General features: G+C 74.3%; 22 protein-coding genes. 10 read left to right on the top strand and 12 right to left on the bottom strand.

Annotation, left to right across the window (positions count from 1 at the left end):
* Positions 1 to 2 precede the first annotated feature (2 nt).
* Positions 3 to 761 (bottom strand): ATP-binding cassette domain-containing protein, encoded by a 759-nt coding sequence (locus BMW62_RS17480; protein ID WP_091933594.1) that lies wholly within the window; start codon positions 759 to 761, stop codon positions 3 to 5.
* A 211-nt stretch (positions 762 to 972) separates the two neighbouring features.
* On the opposite strand from BMW62_RS17480, the gene BMW62_RS17475 reads away from it, so the two are divergent.
* Positions 973 to 1,407, top strand: a complete 435-nt coding sequence (locus BMW62_RS17475; RefSeq protein ID WP_139206300.1) for a hypothetical protein — start codon at positions 973 to 975, stop codon at positions 1,405 to 1,407.
* A 149-nt stretch (positions 1,408 to 1,556) separates the two neighbouring features.
* On the opposite strand, the gene BMW62_RS17470 is transcribed toward BMW62_RS17475, so the two are convergent.
* The 3 genes from BMW62_RS17470 to BMW62_RS17460 form a co-directional block, all read right to left on the bottom strand.
* A complete protein-coding gene (locus tag BMW62_RS17470) occupies positions 1,557 to 2,252 on the bottom strand; it encodes a response regulator (protein ID WP_091933516.1) in 696 nt (231 codons plus the stop codon).
* Positions 2,249 to 3,433, bottom strand: coding sequence for a sensor histidine kinase (locus BMW62_RS17465; RefSeq protein ID WP_091933514.1), 1,185 nt, complete (start codon positions 3,431 to 3,433; stop codon positions 2,249 to 2,251). Before BMW62_RS17465 ends, BMW62_RS17470 begins: the two co-directional genes overlap by 4 nt.
* 75 nt (positions 3,434 to 3,508) lie before the next feature.
* Positions 3,509 to 4,096 (bottom strand): copper chaperone PCu(A)C domain-containing protein, encoded by a 588-nt coding sequence (locus BMW62_RS17460; protein ID WP_091933510.1) that lies wholly within the window; start codon positions 4,094 to 4,096, stop codon positions 3,509 to 3,511.
* A 109-nt stretch (positions 4,097 to 4,205) separates the two neighbouring features.
* Here BMW62_RS17460 and BMW62_RS22770 point away from each other — a divergent pair, with 109 nt between their 5' ends.
* The 7 genes from BMW62_RS22770 to BMW62_RS17430 all read left to right on the top strand — a co-directional run bounded on the left by BMW62_RS22770 (position 4,206) and on the right by BMW62_RS17430 (position 10,729).
* Positions 4,206 to 4,358, top strand: a complete 153-nt coding sequence (locus BMW62_RS22770; protein ID WP_170852443.1) for a hypothetical protein — start codon at positions 4,206 to 4,208, stop codon at positions 4,356 to 4,358.
* A gap of 127 nt (positions 4,359 to 4,485) precedes the next feature.
* Complete coding sequence (locus BMW62_RS17455) at positions 4,486 to 5,610, top strand: histidine kinase (RefSeq protein WP_091933508.1); 1,125 nt, start codon at positions 4,486 to 4,488, stop codon at positions 5,608 to 5,610.
* Positions 5,611 to 5,792: 182 nt separating this feature from the next.
* Positions 5,793 to 6,536, top strand: a complete 744-nt coding sequence (locus BMW62_RS17450; RefSeq protein WP_091933505.1) for a LytR/AlgR family response regulator transcription factor — start codon at positions 5,793 to 5,795, stop codon at positions 6,534 to 6,536.
* A 3-nt stretch (positions 6,537 to 6,539) separates the two neighbouring features.
* Positions 6,540 to 6,914: a hypothetical protein gene (locus tag BMW62_RS17445; RefSeq protein WP_091933502.1), complete on the top strand. Its 375-nt coding sequence runs from the start codon at positions 6,540 to 6,542 to the stop codon at positions 6,912 to 6,914.
* A 25-nt stretch (positions 6,915 to 6,939) separates the two neighbouring features.
* Positions 6,940 to 8,460: a sodium/solute symporter gene (locus BMW62_RS17440; protein ID WP_091933500.1), complete on the top strand. Its 1,521-nt coding sequence runs from the start codon at positions 6,940 to 6,942 to the stop codon at positions 8,458 to 8,460.
* 270 nt (positions 8,461 to 8,730) lie between these two features.
* Positions 8,731 to 9,123 (top strand): DUF485 domain-containing protein, encoded by a 393-nt coding sequence (locus BMW62_RS17435; RefSeq protein ID WP_091933497.1) that lies wholly within the window; start codon positions 8,731 to 8,733, stop codon positions 9,121 to 9,123.
* Complete coding sequence (locus BMW62_RS17430; protein WP_170852448.1) at positions 9,116 to 10,729, top strand: solute symporter family protein; 1,614 nt, start codon at positions 9,116 to 9,118, stop codon at positions 10,727 to 10,729. Before BMW62_RS17435 ends, BMW62_RS17430 begins: the two co-directional genes overlap by 8 nt.
* Positions 10,730 to 10,950: 221 nt before the next feature.
* On the opposite strand, the gene BMW62_RS17425 is transcribed toward BMW62_RS17430, so the two are convergent.
* From BMW62_RS17425 to BMW62_RS17415, 3 genes are all read right to left on the bottom strand, one after another.
* The gene (locus tag BMW62_RS17425) at positions 10,951 to 11,226 is read right to left on the bottom strand and encodes a hypothetical protein (RefSeq protein ID WP_244524119.1); all 276 of its coding nucleotides are present in this window, start codon (positions 11,224 to 11,226) and stop codon (positions 10,951 to 10,953) included.
* Positions 11,227 to 11,327: 101 nt separating this feature from the next.
* Positions 11,328 to 12,188 carry a manganese catalase gene (locus BMW62_RS17420; protein ID WP_091933494.1) on the bottom strand — a complete coding sequence of 287 codons (861 nt, stop codon included), beginning with the start codon at positions 12,186 to 12,188 and terminating at the stop codon, positions 11,328 to 11,330.
* A gap of 106 nt (positions 12,189 to 12,294) precedes the next feature.
* Positions 12,295 to 13,032 carry a sensor histidine kinase gene (locus tag BMW62_RS17415; RefSeq protein ID WP_091933492.1) on the bottom strand — a complete coding sequence of 246 codons (738 nt, stop codon included), beginning with the start codon at positions 13,030 to 13,032 and terminating at the stop codon, positions 12,295 to 12,297.
* A 61-nt stretch (positions 13,033 to 13,093) separates the two neighbouring features.
* On the opposite strand from BMW62_RS17415, the gene BMW62_RS17410 reads away from it, so the two are divergent.
* On the top strand, positions 13,094 to 13,810 hold the full coding sequence (locus BMW62_RS17410; RefSeq protein WP_244524118.1) for a response regulator: 717 nt from the start codon (positions 13,094 to 13,096) through the stop codon (positions 13,808 to 13,810).
* A 92-nt stretch (positions 13,811 to 13,902) separates the two neighbouring features.
* On the opposite strand, the gene BMW62_RS17405 is transcribed toward BMW62_RS17410, so the two are convergent.
* Entirely contained in the window at positions 13,903 to 15,447 is a 1,545-nt protein-coding gene (locus BMW62_RS17405; RefSeq protein ID WP_091933489.1) for a PH domain-containing protein, read from the bottom strand.
* A 6-nt stretch (positions 15,448 to 15,453) separates the two neighbouring features.
* On the bottom strand, positions 15,454 to 15,993 hold the full coding sequence (locus tag BMW62_RS17400) for a PH domain-containing protein (protein ID WP_091933486.1): 540 nt from the start codon (positions 15,991 to 15,993) through the stop codon (positions 15,454 to 15,456).
* A 69-nt stretch (positions 15,994 to 16,062) separates the two neighbouring features.
* On the opposite strand from BMW62_RS17400, the gene BMW62_RS17395 reads away from it, so the two are divergent.
* Positions 16,063 to 16,392, top strand: a complete 330-nt coding sequence (locus tag BMW62_RS17395) for a rhodanese-like domain-containing protein (RefSeq protein WP_244524128.1) — start codon at positions 16,063 to 16,065, stop codon at positions 16,390 to 16,392.
* Positions 16,393 to 16,508: 116 nt separating this feature from the next.
* On the opposite strand, the gene BMW62_RS17390 is transcribed toward BMW62_RS17395, so the two are convergent.
* The 3 genes from BMW62_RS17390 to BMW62_RS17380 form a co-directional block, all read right to left on the bottom strand.
* Positions 16,509 to 17,288, bottom strand: coding sequence for a hypothetical protein (locus BMW62_RS17390; protein ID WP_091933481.1), 780 nt, complete (start codon positions 17,286 to 17,288; stop codon positions 16,509 to 16,511).
* A complete protein-coding gene (locus tag BMW62_RS17385; RefSeq protein ID WP_091933478.1) occupies positions 17,285 to 17,791 on the bottom strand; it encodes a SigE family RNA polymerase sigma factor in 507 nt (168 codons plus the stop codon). Before BMW62_RS17385 ends, BMW62_RS17390 begins: the two co-directional genes overlap by 4 nt.
* A gap of 79 nt (positions 17,792 to 17,870) precedes the next feature.
* Positions 17,871 to 19,487, bottom strand: a complete 1,617-nt coding sequence (locus BMW62_RS17380) for a long-chain fatty acid--CoA ligase (protein WP_091933475.1) — start codon at positions 19,485 to 19,487, stop codon at positions 17,871 to 17,873.
* Between the last annotated feature and the right edge of the window lie 89 nt (positions 19,488 to 19,576).

The raw sequence follows: 19,576 nt of genomic DNA, 5'->3' as shown, positions 1-19,576 counted from the left end.
CGTCAGGCCCCCAACCCGCGCAGGGCGTCGAGCACGGAGGCCGCGGTCGGATCGCTGAGCTCGCCGGCCAGCCGGCCGTCGGCCAGCAGCACCACGCGGTCGGCGTAGGCGGCGGCCGACGGGTCGTGGGTGACCATGACGACGGTCTGGCCGGTCTCCTTGACGCTGGAGCGCAGCAGGCCGAGCACCTCCGCGCCGCTGCGGGAGTCGAGGTTGCCGGTGGGCTCGTCGGCGAAGACGACGTCGGGGCGGGGGAGCAGTGCGCGAGCGATGGCCACCCGCTGCTGCTGGCCGCCGGAGAGCTCGTGCGGGCGGTGGCCGAGGCGCTCGCGCAGCCCCAGCCGCGCGACGACGTCGTCGAACCAGACCGGGTCGGGGCGCAGCCCGGCCAGCTGCATCGGCAGCACGATGTTCTCGCGCGCCGGCAGCACCGGCAGCAGGTTGAACGCCTGGAAGACGAACCCGATCCGCTGGCGGCGCAGCCCGGTGAGCTCGTCGTCCCGGAGGCTGGTCAGCTCGGTGTCGCCGAGCCACACCTGCCCGGCGGTGGCGCTGTCGAGCCCCGCCAGGCAGTGCATCAGCGTGGACTTGCCGCTGCCGGAGGGGCCCATGATCGCGGTGAACCCGCCGCGGGCGAAGGTGACGTCGACGCCGGCCAGCGCGTGGACGGCGGTCTCGCCGCCGCCGTAGGTCTTGCGCAGGCCGGCGGCGCGGACGGCGGCGCCGGCGAGGGACGCCGGCGGCTCGCCGGGGACGGTCATGACGGGGACGGGCACTGCGCACCTCCGGGAACGGACTTCATCGACGGTGATCACGCTCCCGCCCGGCGGCGTCCCCCCGCGTCGGAGCGCGGACGGGTCTTCCCGCGGGCGCTGCTGCACCCGGAGGTGGATGGCGTGTCATCCTCCGGTCGGAGTTCCGGATCGGCCGGGCTTCGGTGAGCTGCTCACTGCGGAACAGCCGGGGGTGACGGTGGACGGCACGGACGTCGCAGAGCGGCCGGCGATCTGGCAGCGCGCCGCGCTCGCGGTGGTCGCCTTCGCCTACCTGTGGACGGCGGTGCAGGGGGCGTGGACGCTGGCCGGAGACCTGTGGGGCTGGGCTGCCGACAGCATCTTCGCCTGGACGGACACCACGCCGTCGTCCGGGCGGGAGGCGCTGCGGGAGCACGTCCTCGCGCTGGCGATGCGGGCGGCCTGCCTGGCGGGCGTGGGTGTGGTGCTCGGCCTGTGGTGGCGCCGCCGGCTCGTGCTCGCCGTCTCGGGTGCGGGGGTGGCGGCGGCGCTCGTCGTCGGGGTCGGGGTGCACTGGCTGGCGGCACCGGCCGTCCCGGACCAGCCGGAGGAGGGCCGGCCGCGGGTGTGCCAGGAGCACAGCGGCGGGGACAATCGCTGTCCCGGTGCGTAGTCCCGGCCGTCGCCGGGCCTACCGGCCCTGGCAGGTGGTCCCCTCGGCACGCTCTGCCTCTGAGTGCAGGTGCACTCAGGGGCAGACCGCCTGGAGGGTCACCTGGTCGGCTGGTGCCGGATGGCCGGCGTGAGTCGGTCGGCGCCGGCTCAGGCGTTGCGGAGGAGGTCCGCGGGGGCGACCAGCCCGGTGCGGTAGGCCAGGACGACGGCCTGCACCCGGTCGCGCGAGCCGGTCTTGGCCAGCACGCGGCCGACGTGGGTCTTCACCGTCGCCTCGCTGACGAAGAAGTGCGCGGCGATCTCGCTGTTGGTCGCGCCGTAGGCCATCTGCTCGAGCACCTCGCGCTCGCGCGGCGTCAGCTCGCCCAGGGCGCCGTCGTCGGCGCCGGCGGGTGCGACAGCCGCCCCGCCCCGCAGGATGGGCGCAACGTGCTGCAGCAGCCGGCGGGTGGAGCTCGCCGCGATCACCGAGTCACCGGCGTGCACGGTGCGGATCGCGGAGAGCATCTCCTCGGGCGCGGCGTCCTTGAGCAGGAAGCCGCTGGCCCCGGCGCCGATCGCGGCCACCACGTACTCGTCGAGGTCGAACGTGGTGAGGACGACGACCCGCGGCGGCTCGGGCAGCGCGGTGACCTGCCGGGTGCCCTCGATGCCGTCGGTGCCGGGCATGCGGATGTCCATGAGGACGACGTCGGCGGGGGTCCGGGCCAGCACCTCGACCGCCGCCGCGCCGTCGCCGGCCTCCCCGACCACGGTGAGGTCGGGCTGGGAGTCGATGACCATGCGGAACCCGGCCCGCACCATCTGCTGGTCGTCCACGAGGACGACCCGGATCGCGCTCATCGGCCTGCACGGTAGGGCAGGGCGGCGTGCACGCCGAAACCGCCACCGTGCCGGGGCCCGGCCTCCAGCCGGCCGCCGTGCAGCTGGGCGCGCTCGCGCATGCCGCGGAGCCCCTGGCCCAGGCCGTCGGAGCCGGTGACCGCGGCCGCGGCGCCGCGGCCGTCGTCGAGGACGGAGAGCTCCAGCGTGTCGGGCCGCCACTGCAGCCGCACCCACGCGCGCCCGGCCGGGCCGGCGTGCTTGAGCACGTTGGTGAGCGACTCCTGCACGATGCGGTAGGCGGCCAGCTGCGGGCCGGCCGGCATCGGCTGCGGCGTCCCCTCCTCGATGAGGTCGACGTCCAGGCCGCTGCCCCGCACGTCCTCGACCAGGGCCGGGATCGCGGCGACGTCGGGCTGCGGGGCGTACTCCTCGCCGCCGCCGTCCCGGAGCACGCCGAGCAAGGCGCGCATGTCGGTGAGCGCCTGCCGGCCGGTGGCGGCGATCGCCTCCAGCGCGTCGGTGGCGGCCTGCGGATCGGCCTTGCCGGCGTAGCGGCCGCCGTCGGCCTGCGCGATGACGACCGACAGGGAGTGCGCGACGACGTCGTGCATCTCGCGCGCGATGCGGGCCCGCTCGGCCGTCGCGGCGAGCCGCATCTCCTGGTCGCGCTCCAGCTCCAGCAGCTGCGCCCGCTCCTCGAGCGCGGCCAGCCGCTGGAGGCGCGCGCGCCGCAGGTCGCCCAGCGCCCAGGCGGCGACCACCGCCACGCCGATGGAGCCAGCAGGAAAGACCGCGTCGAAGAGGCCGGTGGAGTAGTAGCGCAGGCTCGCGAGGACCGCACCCACCAGCCCGACGGCCAGGCCCGCCTGCCCGGCCCAGCGCGGGGCGTAGGCAGCCAGCGAGTAGACCGTCACCAGCGCCGCGTAGTTGGCCGCCAGGAACTGGTCGGAGACCAGCAGCTCGAGCAGCCCGGCCGCGACGACGACCGCCGCGGCCGGGACCGGCGCACGGCGGCGCCACGCCAGCGGCGCCACCAGCAGCACGCCCACGACGAACGAGGCACCTTCGCTGGACCAGTACGTGCCGGCGGGCAGGACGACGGTGACCAGGCCGATGAGCGCGGCCAGCCCGGCGTCGACGACGAACGGCCGGTCCCGCAGCCACGGGGCCAGGCGCTCGACGGCGGGCGACCGTTCCATGCGCGGAAGCCTAGGGACCGCGGTCGCCCGCCTCGTCGCCCCTCGGGATGATCCGCGGGTCGTCCCGCGGGGGGATCAGTTCTCCGACGTCGGGTCCTCCGGAGCCTCGAAGTCGCCCTGGCCGGGAGGCTCGGAGACCACCGGCGCCTCCATGGTGACCTCGCCGGCCTGCTCGAAGACGAAGGTGACGGGGATCGACTGCGACGAGCGCAGGTCCGTCGACAGGTCCGTGAGGATCACCGACGGCGGGCCCTCGGGCTCCAGGTAGACGTTGTCCTCCTCGGGGACCTCGATCGTGCCGGCGGCACCGTCCAGCGGGATCAGCTCTGCGCCGGCGAAGTCCTCGCCGCGGACCTCGACCAGCTGGTCACCGGTGGTCCCGGTGTTGGCGATGGCGGCGTAGAGCCGGACGTCCTCGCCCTGCTCCCACACGCCGTCGTCCGGGTAGGCGAGCCCCACCGCGGTGATCTTGATGTCCTCGGTCACGGCCTCGTCGGGGCCGGGATTGCCGCCGATCACCTCGTCGCCGGGCACGTCGAGCGGGTTGTCGAGCTCGTCGACCCCCGGGCTGTCGGCGCCGCCTCCCCCACCGCAGGCGGCGAGGGGCAGGGTGGTGGCGAGGAGCAGGGTGGCGAATGCGTTCCTGCGCGTGCGGCGGGTCATCCTGGTCCTTCCGAGGGGATTTCGTACGACCGTCGCTGGCTACCCCCGATCCGGCACCTGCACCCCTCGGCGGGCGGGCCGCAACAGAGTTGTCGCATTGGGAGGGCGCGTGGACGACGACGACCGGACGAGGTCGGTGCCCGACGACGGCGGCGACCCGGCGTGCTGGATGTGCCGGGTGTGCCCGGCCTGCGGCGGGCTGGCCGACGAGGACCCGCCCACCGGCTGCCCCCGGTGCGGGGAGCAGCTGCCGGCGGGGTGAGCCGGGGCGGAACCCCCGCCCCGGGGGATGCTCCGCGGTTCGCCGATGTGCTCGTGCCGCCAGGATCTACGGTTCGCTGGCCCACGGTCCGACGGTCGGCCGGGCTGCCTGGAGGGAGATCCCGTCGATGCGCGACGCACTGCGCTGGCTGCGCCCCGGTCACCTCGGCACGGAGGCGGAGCAGGCGACCTTCCGGACCCTCCACTCGGCCTCCCTGACGGCGCCGGAGCTGCGGGAGGGCCTGACCAGCGGCTCCGCCGGCCGCGCCATCCGGCACCTGCGGGACCTGCTCGGGGTCCCGGCCGTCGCGCTGACCGACACCGTGACGACGCTGGCCTGGGACGGCCGCTTCGGCCACCACGAACCGGACGCGGCAGCCCTCGCCGGCATCGTCCTGGAGTCGGGTGGCACGGTGGTCCGGGACCGCAGGGACTTCGCCTGCTCGGACGCCGGCTGCGGGCTGCGGCAGGTCGTGATCAGCCCGCTCGTGGTGGAGGACCGGGTGGTCGGCACCCTGCAGGCGTTCACCTCGTCGGCCTCCGCCGGGCTCGTCCGGGCCGTCACCGAGGTCGCGCGCTGGGTGTCGGGGAACCTGGAGCTGGCGGAGCTCGACGCCTCGAGGACGCGGCTGATGGAGGCCGAGGTCCGGGCGCTGCGCGCGCAGATCAGCCCCCACTTCATCTACAACTCGCTGGGCGCCATCGCCTCGTTCGTCCGGACCGACCCCGAGCGGGCGCGGGAGCTCCTGCTGGAGTTCGCCGACTTCACCCGGTACTCGTTCAGCCACCACGGTGAGTACACGACCCTGGCCGAGGAGCTGCGGTCGATCGAGCGGTACCTGGTGCTGGAGAAGGCGCGGTTCGGTGACCGGCTCCAGGTCACGCTCCGGGTGGCGCAGGAGGTCCTGCCGGTCGCCGTCCCGTTCCTCTGCCTGCAGCCGCTCGTGGAGAACGCGGTGCGGCACGGTCTGGAACGCAAGCCGGGCACCGGGACCGTGACCATCATCGCCGCCGACCAGGCCGGGGAGTGCCTGATCTCGGTCGAGGACGACGGGATCGGCGAGGACCCGGAGAAGGTGCGGCGGGCCCTCGCCGGTGACATCTCGGTCGACTCGGTGGGGCTGGGCAACGTCGATGCCCGGCTGCGCACCGCGTTCGGGGACGACTACGGTCTGGTCGTCGAGACCGCCCCTGGCGCGGGGACGAAGGTCATCGTGCGCGTCCCCAAGTTCGCGCCCGGGGTGCACACGTGACCGAGCTCGCGAGGTCACGCATGAGCAGGGCACCGTCGGTCACGACGCCGACGAGCGCCAGCGAGGAGGGCTCGTGACCGAGCTCGCGAGGTCACGCATGAGCAGGGCACCGAGCTGGCGAGGTCACGCATGAGCAGGGCACCGTCGGTCACGACGCCGACGACCGCCGGCGAGGAGGTGCCGTGACCGCAGACCGGTTGACCGTCCTGGTGGTGGACGACGAACGCCCGGCCCTCGAGGAGCTGCGCTGGCTGCTCGAGCGGGACGGGCGGATCGGGACCGTGCTGACCAGCGACTCGGCCACGGAGGCGCTGCGCCTGCTCCAGGAGCGGGCGGTCGACGCCGTCTTCCTCGACATCCGGATGCCCGGGCTCAGCGGGGTCGACCTGGCGCGCGTGCTCTCCCGGTTCAAGGCGCCGCCGCCGGTCGTCTTCGTCACCGCCTACGACGACCACGCGGTGGACGCGTTCGAGCTCGGCGCCGTCGACTACGTCCTCAAGCCCGTCCGCGACGACCGGCTGTCCGAGGCGGTCCGCCGGGTGGTCGGCGCGCGGGCCGGTGGACCCGTGGCGGTGGACGACGACATCGCCGTGGAACTGGGGGGTGTGACGAGGTTCGTCCCGCGCTCCAGCGTCCGGTACGTCGAGGCGCAGGGCGACTACGCCCGGCTGCACACCGCGTCGGGCAGCCATCTGGTCCGCGTGCCGCTGACCACCTTGGAGGAGAGCTGGAAGGACGCCGGCTTCGTGCGGATCCACCGGTCGCTGCTGGTCGCGCTCCAGCACGTCGAGGAGGTCCGGATGGACGCCGGGCGGTGCACGGTCGTCGTCGGTGGCACGGAGCTGGTCGTGAGCCGGCGGCACACCCGGGAACTGCGCGACCTCCTGGTGCGGCGCGCCCGGCCGGGCACGCAGGGCCGGGGCTGAACGGTGCCGGACACCTCGCCCCGCCGGGTGCGCGTCACCAGCCCGCGGACCGGCGCCGCACGTGTGCAGCGGGTCCCGGTCGCCCGCGAGATCGAGGCCCAGACCGCCCTGGGCGAGGTGTACATGTCCTCGCTGCTGCGCTCCCAGCTCCGGCTGGCGCTGCTCGCCCTCGCCACCCTCGCCGTGGTGGTCGGCGGCATCCCCCTGCTGTTCTGGCTCGCGCCCGAGCTGTCCACGGTCGAAGTGCTCGCCGTGCCGCTCCCGTGGCTGCTCCTGGCGTTCGCCGTCTACCCGTTCCTGTTCGCGATCGGCTGGCTCTACGTCCGGGCCGCCGAGCGCAACGAACGCGCCTTCACCGACGTGCTGGACCGGTCGTGACCCCCCGGCCGGCGAGCGGCCGGTCGTGAGCGCCGCGGGCTACAGCGTCGTCGCGGTCACGGCCGTCGTCGTGGCCACGCTGGCGGTCGGCGCCTACGGCTGGCGGTTCTCCCGCACCACCAGCGACTTCTTCGTGGCCTCCCGCACCGTGCGGCCAGGGCTGAACGCCTCGGCCATCGGCGGGGAGTACCTCTCCGCGGCGTCCTTTCTCGGGGTCGCCGGCCTGGTGCTGGCGTTCGGCACGGAGATGCTGTGGTACCCGGTCGGCTGGACGGCGGGCTACCTCGTCCTGCTGGTCCTCGTGGCCGCGCCGCTGCGCCGCTCCGGCGCCTACACCCTGCCCGACTTCGCCGAGAGCCGGCTGGAGTCGCGGGCGGTGCGCCGGCTGTCCGCGCTGCTCGTCGTGGCCATCGGCTGGCTGTACCTCATGCCGCAGTTCCAGGGGGCGGGCCTCGCACTGGCCGCCACCACCGGTACCGGGCCGTGGCTGGGCGGCGTGCTCGTCGCGACGGTGGTGCTGGTCAACGTGCTGTTCGGCGGCATGCGCAGCATCACGTTCGTCCAGGCGTTCCAGTACTGGCTGAAGCTCACCGCGCTGCTGTTCCCGCTGCTGTTCATGGTCACCATCTGGCTCGGCGACGGCGGGGTGTCCCCCGCCTCGACCGGGACCACGCCCGGGGACTCCTGGGAGTCGCCGCTCGCCGGGACCGGCGATCAGCAGCTCTACACCACGTACTCGATCATCCTCGCCACGTTCCTCGGCACGATGGGTCTCCCGCACGTCGTGGTGCGCTTCTACACCAACCCCGACGGGGCCGCGGCGCGGCGCACGACCCTGTTCGTGCTGGCACTCCTGGGGCTCTTCTACCTCCTGCCGCCGGTGTACGGCGGGCTGGGCCGGCTCTACGCGCCGGATCTCATCGCCAGCGGCGACACCGAGTCGGTGGTGCTGGAGCTGCCGTCCCGGATGCTGGCCGGCACGCTGGGCGAGCTGCTGTCGGCGCTGACCACCGCCGGGGCGTTCGCGGCGTTCCTGTCCACGTCGTCCGGGCTGACCGTCGCGGTGGCCGGCGTCATCAGCCAGGACGGGCTGGGCCGCCGGCTCGGCGGGGTGCGCGCCTTCCAGGCCGGTGCCGTCGTCGCCGTCCTCGTCCCGCTGGGCCTGGCCCTGCTGACCGAGGGGGTGGGCGTGGCGCAGGCGGTCGGGCTGGCCTTCGCCTTCGCCGCCTCGACCTTCTGCCCGCTGCTCGTGCTCGGCATCTGGTGGCGCCGGCTGACCGACGCCGGCGCGATCGCCGGGATGCTCGTCGGCGGCGGCTGCGCCGGCGCGGCGGTGATCGCCACCCTGCTCGGCATGGCCCCCACGGGCTGGCCGGGCGCGCTGCTCGCCCAGCCGGCGGCGTGGACCGTCCCGCTGGCCTTCCTCACCATGGTGGGGGTCTCCCTGGCCACCTCCCGGCGGGTGCCACGGCACACCGCCCGGACCATGGTCCGGCTGCACGCTCCCGAGGCGGTGCAGCTCGACCGCGGCATCCTGCCGCGGTGAACCGGCTCGCTGACCTCGGCGAGCCCGCGCAGGGACGGGACCGGTGCGGCCGGACCGCGCCGAGCACCGTGCGCCTGCGCCGTGCCGTGGTGCGACCGCGCGACCGCTCGTCTCGCCGGACCTGCCGTACGACGACTCCTGCTCACCGCTCGGCGCAGCGGCGGCGCGACCGGCGCCCCGTGGGGATCCCCAGCCCTACCGTGACAGGGCTCACAGTCCCCGACTGCCCGCATCTCGACGCCCCGCTCGATCGAACCAGGAGCTCGAACCTTGACCGATCCACAGGAACGGCGTCTGCTGACGCCCGAGGAGTACCGCGCCGCGCAGGACTCGCCGGAGTTCGTGGAGCTGAAGAAGCGCTTCCGCAGCTTCGCCTTCCCGATGACCGTGGCGTTCCTCGTCTGGTACCTGCTCTACGTCCTCCTGTCGACGTACGCCTCGGACTTCATGTCCACCCAGGTGTTCGGCAACGTGAACGTCGGCCTGCTGTTCGGGCTCGGCCAGTTCGTGACCACGTTCGTGATCACGCACCTCTACGTGGCGCACGCGAACAAGCGGACCGACCCCATCGCCGACGAGATGCGCGACCGCCTCGAGGCCCACGACTACGCGCCCGGCGCGCCCGCCGGCGACACCCGCACCCAGGGGGCCACCCGTGCCTGACCTCCTCGCCGCCGACGCCACCATCGGCAACCCGGCGATCAACATCTCGATCTTCGGCGCGTTCGTCGTCATCACCCTGGCCATCACCTTCCGGGCCAGCCGCAACAACAAGAGCGCCGCCGACTACTACGCTGCCGGTCGCACCATCACCGGCCAGCAGAACGGTCTGGCCATCGCCGGCGACTACCTGTCGGCGGCCTCGTTCCTCGGCATCGCCGGCGCCATCGCCATCTACGGTTACGACGGCTTCCTCTACTCCATCGGCTTCCTGGTGGCGTGGCTCGTGGCGCTGCTGCTGGTCGCCGAGCTGATGCGCAACACCGCCCGCTTCACCATGGCCGACGTGCTGGCCTTCCGGATGCGGCAGGGCCCGGTGCGCACCGCGGCCGCCATCTCGACGCTGGCGGTCTCGCTGTTCTACCTGCTCGCCCAGATGGCCGGCGCCGGTGGCCTGGTCGCCCTGCTGCTCGGGGTGAGCGGCCCGGTGGCCGAGGCGCTGGTCGTCACGGTGGTCGGCGCGCTGATGATCTTCTACGTCCTCGTCGGCGGCATGCGCGGCACCACGTGGGTGCAGATCATCAAGGCCAGCCTGCTCATCGCGGGCGCGCTGGTGATGACGCTGTGGGTGCTCGCCGACTACGGCTTCAACCTCTCCGCCCTGCTGGGTGGCGCCGCCGATCGGGCCGGCACCACGGGCGTGCTCAACCCCGGCGCGCAGTACGGCGTCAGCGACACCACCCGGCTGGACTTCATCAGCCTGGCGCTGGCCCTGGTGTTCGGCACCGCCGGCCTGCCGCACGTGCTGATGCGCTTCTACACCGTGCCGACGGCGAAGGCCGCGCGGACCTCGGTGGTCTGGGCGATCTGGCTGATCGGCATCTTCTACCTGTTCAGCCTGATCATCGGCTACGGCGCCGGCGCCATGGTCGGTGCGGAGACCATCGTCGCCGCCCCGGGCGGGGTCAACGCCGCCGCCCCGCTGCTCGCCTTCGAGCTCGGCGGCACGGTGCTGCTCGGCATCATCGCCGGCGTCGCCTTCGCGACCATCCTCGCGGTGGTCGCGGGCCTGACCATCACCGCCTCGGCGTCCTTCGCGCACGACGTCTACGCGTCGGTGATCAAGAAGGGCGACGTCCCGGCGAACGGCGAGGTCAAGGTCGCCCGGATCACCGCCGTCGTCATCGGCGCGGTCTCCATCGGGCTGGGCATCCTGGCGCTGCGCGCCGGGCTGAACATCGCCTTCCTGGTGGCGCTGGCGTTCGCGGTGGCCGCCTCGGCGAACCTCCCGACGATCCTCTACACGCTGTTCTGGAAGAAGTTCACCACCCAGGGCGCGCTGTGGTCGATCTACGGCGGGCTGATCATCTGCATCGGGCTGATCCTCTTCTCCCCGGTGGTCTCGGGCGCCGAGACGTCGATGTTCCCCGGCGTCGACTTCGCCTGGTTCCCGCTGCGCAACCCGGGCCTGGTCTCCATCCCGGCGTCCTTCCTCCTCGGCTGGCTGGGCACCGTGCTCACCAAGGAGAAGCCGAACGAGGCGAAGTGGGCCGAGCTCGAGGTGCGGGCACTCACCGGCATCGGGGCGGAGAAGGCCGTCCAGCACTGAAAGGACCTCGTTGCCCCCCACGGCTCGCACGCTCGCCGCGGGACCCTGCAACGAGGCCGGTTCCATTCAGTTGCGAGGCGCGCGTCCCCGGTCGGGGGCGCGCGCCTCGTGCGTCGGGGCGTCGACCTCGCGGTGCGGTCGTCGCCCTCGCGGTGTGCGGCGAGGACGGCGGCGGTGCGGCGAGGCTGGTCAGGCGGCGGTGGCGTGGCCTGGTGGTGTGGTCAGGCGGCGGTGGCGTGGGCCGTCGCCGCGGCGGGGTCGGCGGGCAGGACGGCGTCGACCGCGGTGGTGGTGCCCGCGACGGCGAGCGCGACCGGGGCGGCCGCGCGCCCGGACCGGCGGGCGCGGACGACCCAGCGGGCGACCAGGCCGGTCAGCACGAGAAGGCCGGCGAGGGCGTGCTGCCCGGGCGCGCTGATCGCGACGGCGACCGCCGCCAGGTAGACCAGCGAGAGCAGGACGGCGGGGACGGGCAGGCGGGGCAGGTGCAGGTGCACGGCAGGACCTCCGGGTGGGGCTGGGCCCGCCGGGCCGGCGGCCGCGCCCGGGAGAGGGCGGGCCGCCGGTACGGCGACGGCGCAACGGGCGGGGCCAGGGCCTACTTCAGCATGTCCTTGGCCTTCTGCAGCATCGACTGGCCCTCCATCTGCGGCGTCCCGAACAGCCGCGGGTCACCCGGGGGCAGGATCGGAGCGTCGGCGGTCGCCTCGATCGGGGCGGCGCGCATCTCACCGCGGCCGTCGAGGGCCGGTCCGGAGGCCCAGCGGCCGGCGGCGGCGTCCGGACCGTCGGAGGCGTCGATGAAGGTGTAGCCGAAGTTGTCCGGCTCCTCCTCCAACGGGAAGGCCTCCGGCACCGGGATGCCCTCGAGCCCGTCCGCCTTGAGCTCCTCGATCGCGGCGAGCCACTGCATCTGGTGCATGTGGTCGCGGGCGATGAGGAACTTGAACATCTCCTTGACGCCCGGGTCGTCGGTCATGTTGTACAGCCGCGACACCTGGAGGCGGCCCATCATCTCGGCGGTGGCGTTGTAGTGGAAGTCGGCCATGAGGTTGCCGCTCGCGGTCACGTAGCCGCCGCTCCAGGGCAGGCCCATGGAGTCGCGGTAGTAGGCGCCGCCGCCGTTGACGATCGCGTGCTGCGGGTTCGTGTTGCCGAAGCCGGCCGCCGCCTCGTTGGTGCGGTCGGCCGCGTCGGGCTTGAGCGGCTGGTGGTCCAGCAGCCGGTCGATCATCGTCACGATCATCTCGACGTGGGCCAGCTCCTCGGTGCCGATGGCCAGGAGCATGTCCTTGTACTTGCCGGGCAGGCGGCAGTTCCAGCCCTGCAGCAGGTACTGCGTGGCGACGGTCATCTCGCCCCACTGGCCGCCCAGGATCTCCTGCATCCGGCGGGCGAACGCGGCGTCGGGGCCGTCGGGCTTGGCCTCGTACTGCAGGGCGTGGGTGTGCGTGAACACGGGCTCTCCTTGCGTCGTCGCTCCACCGCGTTCGCGGTGACGACGTGGTTCTGCCCGCCCCCGGTGGCCCACCGGTGCCGTCCCGTGGCCCGCGCGTGCCAACCTCTCAGCGGTCCGGGAGGCGCACGGTCAGGGTGAAGTCGTCGCCGTCCGCCGACCACAGCACCCGGCCCCCGAGCTCGCCGGCCTGCCGGCGCACCGACCAGAGCCCGAGCCCCGTGAGGTCGGCCGGTGGCCGGTCGGTGCGCAGGTGCTGGAGGACCCGCTCGGCCGGGACGCCGCCCTGGGTGACCGCCAGGTCCACCCACCCGGCGCGGGCCGTCGCCCGGAGCCGGACCGGTGCGCCGTCCCCGTGCCGGTGGGCGTTCTCCAGCAGGTTGACGAGGATGCGCTGCACGCGGGCGTCCGCGACGGCGACGTCCCCCGCGCCGTCCTCGACCTCGAGCGCGAGCTGCGACCGGGGCAGCCCGGAGGCAGCCACCGAGGCCCGCAGGACGTCGCAGAGGCGGCGGGTGCCGCGCGAGCGCTGGACAGCGCCTCCCGTGGCGTCGGCCGTGCGCAGCATCGACGACAGGTGCGCCGTCTGGGCCCGCGCCAGCGCGAGCAGCTCACCGGTCTGCCCGGGCGCGCGGTCCAGGGAGCCCAGCACCGCCTCCAGCGAGGCGAGCGGGCTGCGCATGTCGTGGCAGAGCGCGCGGACGACGGCGTCCTCGGGGCTGGGGGTCTCGGGGTCGGGAACGGTCGTCCGGCGCGGGCGCGGGAGATGCGCGCGCAGCACCCGGGCGAGATCGTCGAGCAGTCCGCGGCTCCGCGTCGACGCCTGCGTGTCGGCAGCCAGGGTCACGGGCACCTCCTCGGAAGTCCGGTCAGCGGCGCCGGGGGACGCACCGACCGTCAGGAGCGATGTGGGGCAGACCGACGACGCGGCCGCTGCTGACCGCAGGCCGCCGGTGGACGTGGTCGTCGTGGACGACCACCCGTTGTTCACGCGTGGGCTGAGCCTGCTGCTCCCGGGGCTCAGCGAGGGCCGGGTGCGGGTCGTGGCGACGACGGAGGACGCGTCGGCAGCCGCCGCGATGGTGCAGCGGCACCACGCCGACGTGGCGATCGTCGACCTGCACATGCCGCCGCCCGGGGGGACGAGGGCGATCGCCGCCATCCGCCGCGCGGACCCGATGGTGCGGGTGGTCGCGCTCTCCGGCCTGGCCGAGGCGGACGCCGCCATCGAGGCGCTGCGGGCGGGGGCCTCGGGCTTCCTGCCCAAGACGGCGGACCCCGAGGCGCTGGTGCGGCCGCTGCTGGCCGTCCTCGACGGCTGGTCGGTGCTGCCGGAGGCGCTGCTGCGCCAGCTCCTGGCGGACGCCGCGCCGGCGGGGGAGCAGGGCATCGTCGACCAGCTCACCGCCGACGAGCGGCGGCTGTGGCGGCTGATCGCCGACGGCGCCAGCACCGTGGACATCGCGACGACGCTGCACGTCTCGGAGCGGACGACGAAGCGGCTGGTGGCGCACCTGCTGCGCCGGCTGCAGGTGGCGACGCGGGTGGAGGCGGCGGCGCTGGCCGGCCGGGTGGGGCTGGGTGCCGGCGAGCCGGTGCGGCACACCGGTCGCCCCGCGGGCTGAGCTCCCCAGGACGACATCGCGGGCCAGCTACCCGGGGCCGTGATCGACAACCGCCGGTCTCGGAAAGGTTTCCCTCACCTGCCCCCGGCCGGTCACCTTCCGAGCGCGCCGGCCCACGGCTCGGAGGCGGCCAGCGCGAACCCGGGCACCTCGTCGGCGGCCATGTCGAGGGCCGCGTAGCCACCGCTGCCCGCGCCCACGCAGGCGGTGACGGTGGCCAGGCCCGCCCGTCGCTGGAAGAACGACTGCCGGACCTGCCAGCCGACGACCGCCCGCCGTTCGAGCACCGCCTGCTCGCGCACCAGCCAGCCGCTGCGGACGGCGAAGGTGCGCGTTCCGGCGGCGTGCCCGAGCGAGCGGTAGCGGGCGATCCCGACCGGGACGCCGAGCACGGTCAGCCCGGCGCCGGCGGCCAGCAGCCACCACGCACCCTCGCCGGCCAGGAGGACGCCGCCGCCCGCGGTGACCAGGAGCCCGAAGGTGACGGCGCGCAGCACCCGGCGGCGGCGGGCCGCGGGCGGGTGCGCGACGAGCGCGCCGGGGTCGTCGGTGACCCGCAAGGCCAGCGCCCACGCCTCCGTGCGCGGCCCCAGGGGGAACAGCTGCCCGCGCCCGGCGGCGTCGCCGAGGCCGGTGACCAGCGCGCTGACCCGAGCGGCCCGCACCAGCCGCATGCCCAGCCCGTCGGTGACGGTGACCCCGCGGATGCGGTCGATCTCGAGCTCGGTGTGCCGGCGGGTGAGCAGCCCGCGGGAGGCGACCAGCGACGCGCCGCGGCGGACCACCCGGAAGCGCCAGTTGACCACGGCCGCACCGACGACGGACCCGACCAGCAGCACCAGCAGCGCGATGGCCAGCCCGGCCCCGACGAGCCGCAGGTCGGAGAGGTCGGGCTCCTGGAACTCCGGGGTCCACTGCTCGGGCAGCTCCTCGGCCAGCCGGAACAGTGCGCCGACGGCGGCCAGCGGCACGGCGAGGTAGGTGCCGACCAGCGGGGCGTAGCGGAGCCAGCGGTGGTCGAAGCGGGCGTACTCCTCCTCGACCGGCTCGGTCGCCGGGGCACCGTCGGGGGCGCCGGCCGGTGCGGTGGCGGCGCGGTGGGTGAGGACGGCGACGCGCAGCCGGTCGCCCTCCGCGCGGGGGATGCCGTCGACGAGCAGTTCCTCGGCGCCGTCGGTGACCGCTCCGGCGGCCGCGTCGATGCGGACGCGCACCAGGCCGAAGACGCGGTGCAGCGGCGGCGCCTCGACGTCGACGCCCCGGATGCGGTCGTTCGGCACGGTGCGCACCGACCGGGCCAGCAGCCCGCGGGTGATGACGACGGCAGCCGGCCCGTCGGCGTAGCTGAACCGCCACCAGTTCAACGTCGCGGTGAGCAGCGAGAGCAGGGTGACGCCGACGACGAGGAGGACGACGGTGCGGAGGCCGCCGTCGAAGCCGGTGGCCGCGATGATCGGGATGACGGCGGGCACGAACGACCGGGCCTGGCGGAACGTCGCGGTGTGGACGGCGATGACGCGGGGGGAGAGCCGCCGGGGCGCGCCGGCGGTCGGCGGGGCCGGCGGCGGGCCGAGGGGCGGCGGCCAGGGCGGGAGCGGGCCGGCCGGCCGGCGCGGGGGTGGGGGTGCGGGCTGCACGGCGGCTCAGGTCGCCTGGTCGCGGACCAGCTCGGCCCGGCGGGCGAGGTCGTCGGCGACGCGCTGGGCGACGCCCTGCTCGAGGTGCCAGATGCGCACGGTTCCCTGGCTGGAGGCGGTGAGCACCGCGACGGTGGCCAGGCCGAACATCTGCTGCAGCACGCCGCGGGTGACGTCGACGGTCTGGATGCGCGAGATCGGCACCAGCGTCCAGGTCTGGGTGAGCCAGCCGGTGCGCGTGTAGGCGGCCTCGTTGGTGATCTCCCACCGGTACACCCGGTGCTTGAACCACGGGCGGATGCTCAGCGCGACCACCGCGTAGACGGCGCCGGCCAGCGGGACCAGTCGGCGCAGCAGCGGCAGCGGGTCGCCGGCGTCGGCGGGCACGAAGAGGAGGAACGCGCCGATCGCCAGCCACACGAACGCGGTGCTGATCAGGCTCTCGACCACCCACAGGCCGATCGCCGAGCGCGGCAGCTCCCAGGCGGGCTCGCGCACGGGCGTCGGGCGGGCGCCGCTCGGGGCGGCCCGGTGGCTCGGGGACATCGGGCCCATCCTCCCAGTGCGGTGGACCTCGGTCGCGCAACCGGTGCCCGTGCCACGATGGGGAGCGTGATGCCGCAGCAGGTCCCGACCGTGCCCGCCTCCGAGCTGCCCGAGGACGCCGTCGTCCTCGACGTCCGCGAGGACGACGAGTGGGTGCACGGCCACATCGAGGGCGCCACCCACATCCCGATGGGCGACGTCCCGGCGCGGCTCGAGGAGCTGCCCGAGGGCGACCCGCTCTACGTCACCTGCCGCGGCGGTGGCCGGTCGGCCCGGGTCGCCGCCTGGCTGAACGCCAACGGCTTCGACGCGGTGAACGTCGGCGGCGGCATGGGCGAGTGGCAGGCCGCCGGCAAGCCGATGGTCAGCGAGACCGGCGAGGAGCCCTTCGTCCGCTGACGTTCAGCGCCGGTCGTTTGCGAGGGTTGAGCCGCTCGGACGTACGTTGAGCCGTGCCGTGGCGCGGCTTCAGGTCAGGTGGCGCGGGTCAACGGGGTCCGGCGACTGGTCTGAGCTCAGCGCCAGGCGGCCGCGGTCTCCTCGTCGTAGTAGCGGGTGAAGCCGCACAGCCAGGCGATCGGCTCCAGCGGCGGGCCCTCCCACCGGTCGGCGCCGCTGACCAGCAGGCGCGACCCGACCCCGTAGACCGGTCCCGGCGTGCTGCTGCCCGCGGCGGGGTCGTAGGGCGCCGGGAGATCGACGGTCACCGTCTCCCCGGAGTCGCCGGAGAACCACTCCTCCACGGCGAACGTGACCCCGACCAGGTCCTCCGGTGGCCCAGGCGTACCCGGCTGCGTCGTCACGGCGCGCCCGATGTCCACCACCACGCCGGCGAAGGCGAAGTCCTGCTTGCTCAGCGCGGCCGGGCTGTACTCGACGGCGCAGGAGCTCATCTCCGTGTCGGCGAGCGGGCCGGTGCGCCCGGCGGTCGGGTCCTCGGCGAGCGGCGACAGCTCGCTCCCGGCCGCCGTCCCGGATTCGTCGCCGCCGTCCGCCGGCGGCATGCCGGTGCCCGGGTCGGCGTCGGCGGCCTCCGGGGCGCCCTCGCGCGGCTCCTCGGCACTCAGCGCCGTTGCCGAGCCGCCGGCGCCGTCCTGCCCGCCGGGCGGGTCGACGACGGTGACCACCCCGCCCGCCACCACGGCCACGCCCGCGGCCACGGCGAGCGAGACACCGGCGGCCCGGCGTCGGCGCGCCCGGCGCCCGGCCTTGAGCAGCTGCCCCACCGGCGCGGGGCCCACCGGCACGCGGTCGGCCAGCTCTCCCAGCAACGTCGAGGTCTCCCGGTCGGTCACGATGCCCTCCCTCCCCGCAGCTCGGCGACGTCCAGATCGGTCTGCAGCTGGGCCAGCGCGCGGGAGAGCCGGCTCTTCACCGTCCCCGGTGCGATGCGCAGCGCGTCGGCGATCTGCTGCTCGCCCAGGTGGGCGTAGTAGCGCAGGACGACGACCTCGCGGTGCGCCGGGGTCAGCCGCGCCAGCGCCCGCCGGACGGCGTCGGCGTCGTCCACCTGCGCGGTGCCGTCATCGGTGGCGACGTCCGGCACCTCGGCGGTCGGCCGCTCACCCCACCAGCGCCGGCGGCGGCTGTCGTGGTGGCAGTTGACCAGCACCCGGTAGACGTAGGCGTCCCGGTTGGCCGCGGTGCCGACCTTGTCCCAGGAGACGTAGCAGCGCACCAGCGCCGTCTGCACCAGGTCCTCGGCCTCCGGGCGGGCGCAGCCGAGCAGCACCGCGGAGCGGACGAGCACCGGCCAGCGCTCGTCCACGTACCGCGTGAACGCCTCGTCCCGCTCCACTCGCCCTCCGGAAGTCGTCCTCTGGAGAGCATGACGGGTCCGGGGGCGGGCGCGGTTCCACCGCGCCCGCCACCGGAGGTCAGCTCTTCAGCTCGTACTCCGCGAACTTGGCGCGGAGGTCCTTCTTCGAGAACTTGCCGACGCTGGTCTTGGGCACCTCGTCGATGAACTCGACGGCGTCGGGCATCCACCACTTGGCCACCAGCGGCTTGAGGTGCTCGAGGATCTCCTCCTCGGTCGCCTCCTCGCCCGCGTTGAGGACGACGCAGGCCAGCGGGCGCTCGTCCCACTTCGGGTGCGGGATGCCGACGACCGCGGCCTCCTTCACCTTCGGGTGGCTCATGATCGCGTTCTCCAGGTCGACCGAGCTGATCCACTCGCCGCCGGACTTGATGAGGTCCTTGGTGCGGTCGGCGATGCGGATCGAGCCGAAGGCGTCCATGGCGGCGACGTCGCCGGTCTTCATCCAGCCGTCGGCGGTGGTGAGCTCCACGCCGGCGTCGGGGTTGTAGTAGTCCTGGGCGCACCAGGGGCCGCGCACCTGCAGCTCACCGGTGGCCTTGTCGTCCCACGGCTGCGGCTCGAGGGTGTCGGAGTCGACGATGCGGGCCTCGACGCCGAGGAACGGGATGCCGGCGCGGGCGCGCTGGGCGGCCTTGGTCTCGTCGTCGGCATCCTGGTAGCGCTTGGGCAGCACGCCGGAGGAGGCGACCGGGTGGGTCTCGGTCATGCCCCAGGCCTGCAGGATCGGGATGCCGACCTGCTCGCGGTAGGCCTCGGACAGGGCCTTGGGGACGGCGGAGCCGCCGCAGCCGATGTCGCGGAGCTTGTGCGGCTGGCCGGCCAGGTGGGGGAGCACGCCCTGCCAGATGGTCGGGACGCCGGCGGTGAAGGTGACGCCCTCCTCCACGATCAGCTTCGCGAGCGCCTCGGGCTGCATGAGCGCGCCCGGCATGACCAGCGAGGAGCCGGCCGCGGGTGCGGCCTGCGCGATGCCCCACGCGTTGGCGTGGAACATCGGGACGACCGGCATCGCGACGTCGTTGATGCCCAGGCCGAAGGCGTTGGGCGCCATCACGCCCATCGTGTGCAGGAACGTCGAGCGGTGCGAGTAGACGACGCCCTTCGGGTTGCCCGTGGTGCCCGACGTGTAGCACATCGAGGCGGCGCGCCACTCGTCGGTGACGGCGAACTCGACCGGCTGCGCGTCGGCCAGGAGCGTCTCGTAGTCGAGCACCCGGGAGTCGTCGGGGATCTCGTTGTCGCCGCCGTCGTCCATGACCACGACGTGCTTCACGGTCTTCATGGTGTCGATCAGCGGCCACAGCAGCGGCAGCACGGTGCGGTCGACGAAGACGACCTCGTCCTCGGCGTGGTTGGCGATGTAGGTGAGCTGCTCGGGGAAGAGTCGGACGTTGAGCGTGTGCAGCACGCGGCCGGTGCACGGCGCGGCGAAGTAGAGCTCCAGGTGCCGCTGGCTGTTCCAGCCGAACGTGCCGACCCGCCCGTCGGCGCCGATGCCGAGCGTGTCGAGGACGCCGCCCAGCTTGCGGGTGCGCTGCGCCCACTCCGCATAGGTCGCCCGGGTCACCCCGCCGGGGTTGTTGGTGACGATCGTCCCGTCGCCGTAGTGCTGCTCGACGTGCCGGAAGATCGCGTCGACGGTCAGTGGGCTGTCCTGCATCAAGCCGCGCATGTGCGGATCCTGCCAGTGACCGCGCTCACCTTCCACTGGTGCGGCGACGATCAGCCTGACCTGATCATCGAGTGTCCTCCCTCGCGGTA

Source organism: Blastococcus sp. DSM 46786 (assembly GCF_900109665.1).
Classification (GTDB): Bacteria; Actinomycetota; Actinomycetes; order Mycobacteriales; family Geodermatophilaceae; genus Blastococcus; species Blastococcus carthaginiensis.
The sequence above is the reverse complement of the archived record's forward strand: the minus strand, read 5'-3'. Positions and strand labels throughout refer to the sequence as shown.

Excerpts from the sequence above, each read along its gene's own strand:
- BMW62_RS17480 (WP_091933594.1), bottom strand. The coding sequence starts at position 761 with ATGACCGTCCCCGGCGAGCCGCCGGCGTCCCTCGCCGGCGCCGCCGTC.
- BMW62_RS17470 (WP_091933516.1), bottom strand. The coding sequence starts at position 2,252 with ATGAGCGCGATCCGGGTCGTCCTCGTGGACGACCAGCAGATGGTGCGG.
- BMW62_RS17465 (WP_091933514.1), bottom strand. The coding sequence starts at position 3,433 with ATGGAACGGTCGCCCGCCGTCGAGCGCCTGGCCCCGTGGCTGCGGGAC.
- BMW62_RS17460 (WP_091933510.1), bottom strand. The coding sequence starts at position 4,096 with ATGACCCGCCGCACGCGCAGGAACGCATTCGCCACCCTGCTCCTCGCC.
- BMW62_RS17455 (WP_091933508.1), top strand. The coding sequence starts at position 4,486 with ATGCGCGACGCACTGCGCTGGCTGCGCCCCGGTCACCTCGGCACGGAG.
- BMW62_RS17400 (WP_091933486.1), bottom strand. The coding sequence starts at position 15,993 with ATGTCCCCGAGCCACCGGGCCGCCCCGAGCGGCGCCCGCCCGACGCCC.
- BMW62_RS17395 (WP_244524128.1), top strand. The coding sequence starts at position 16,063 with ATGCCGCAGCAGGTCCCGACCGTGCCCGCCTCCGAGCTGCCCGAGGAC.
- BMW62_RS17380 (WP_091933475.1), bottom strand. The coding sequence starts at position 19,487 with ATGCGCGGCTTGATGCAGGACAGCCCACTGACCGTCGACGCGATCTTC.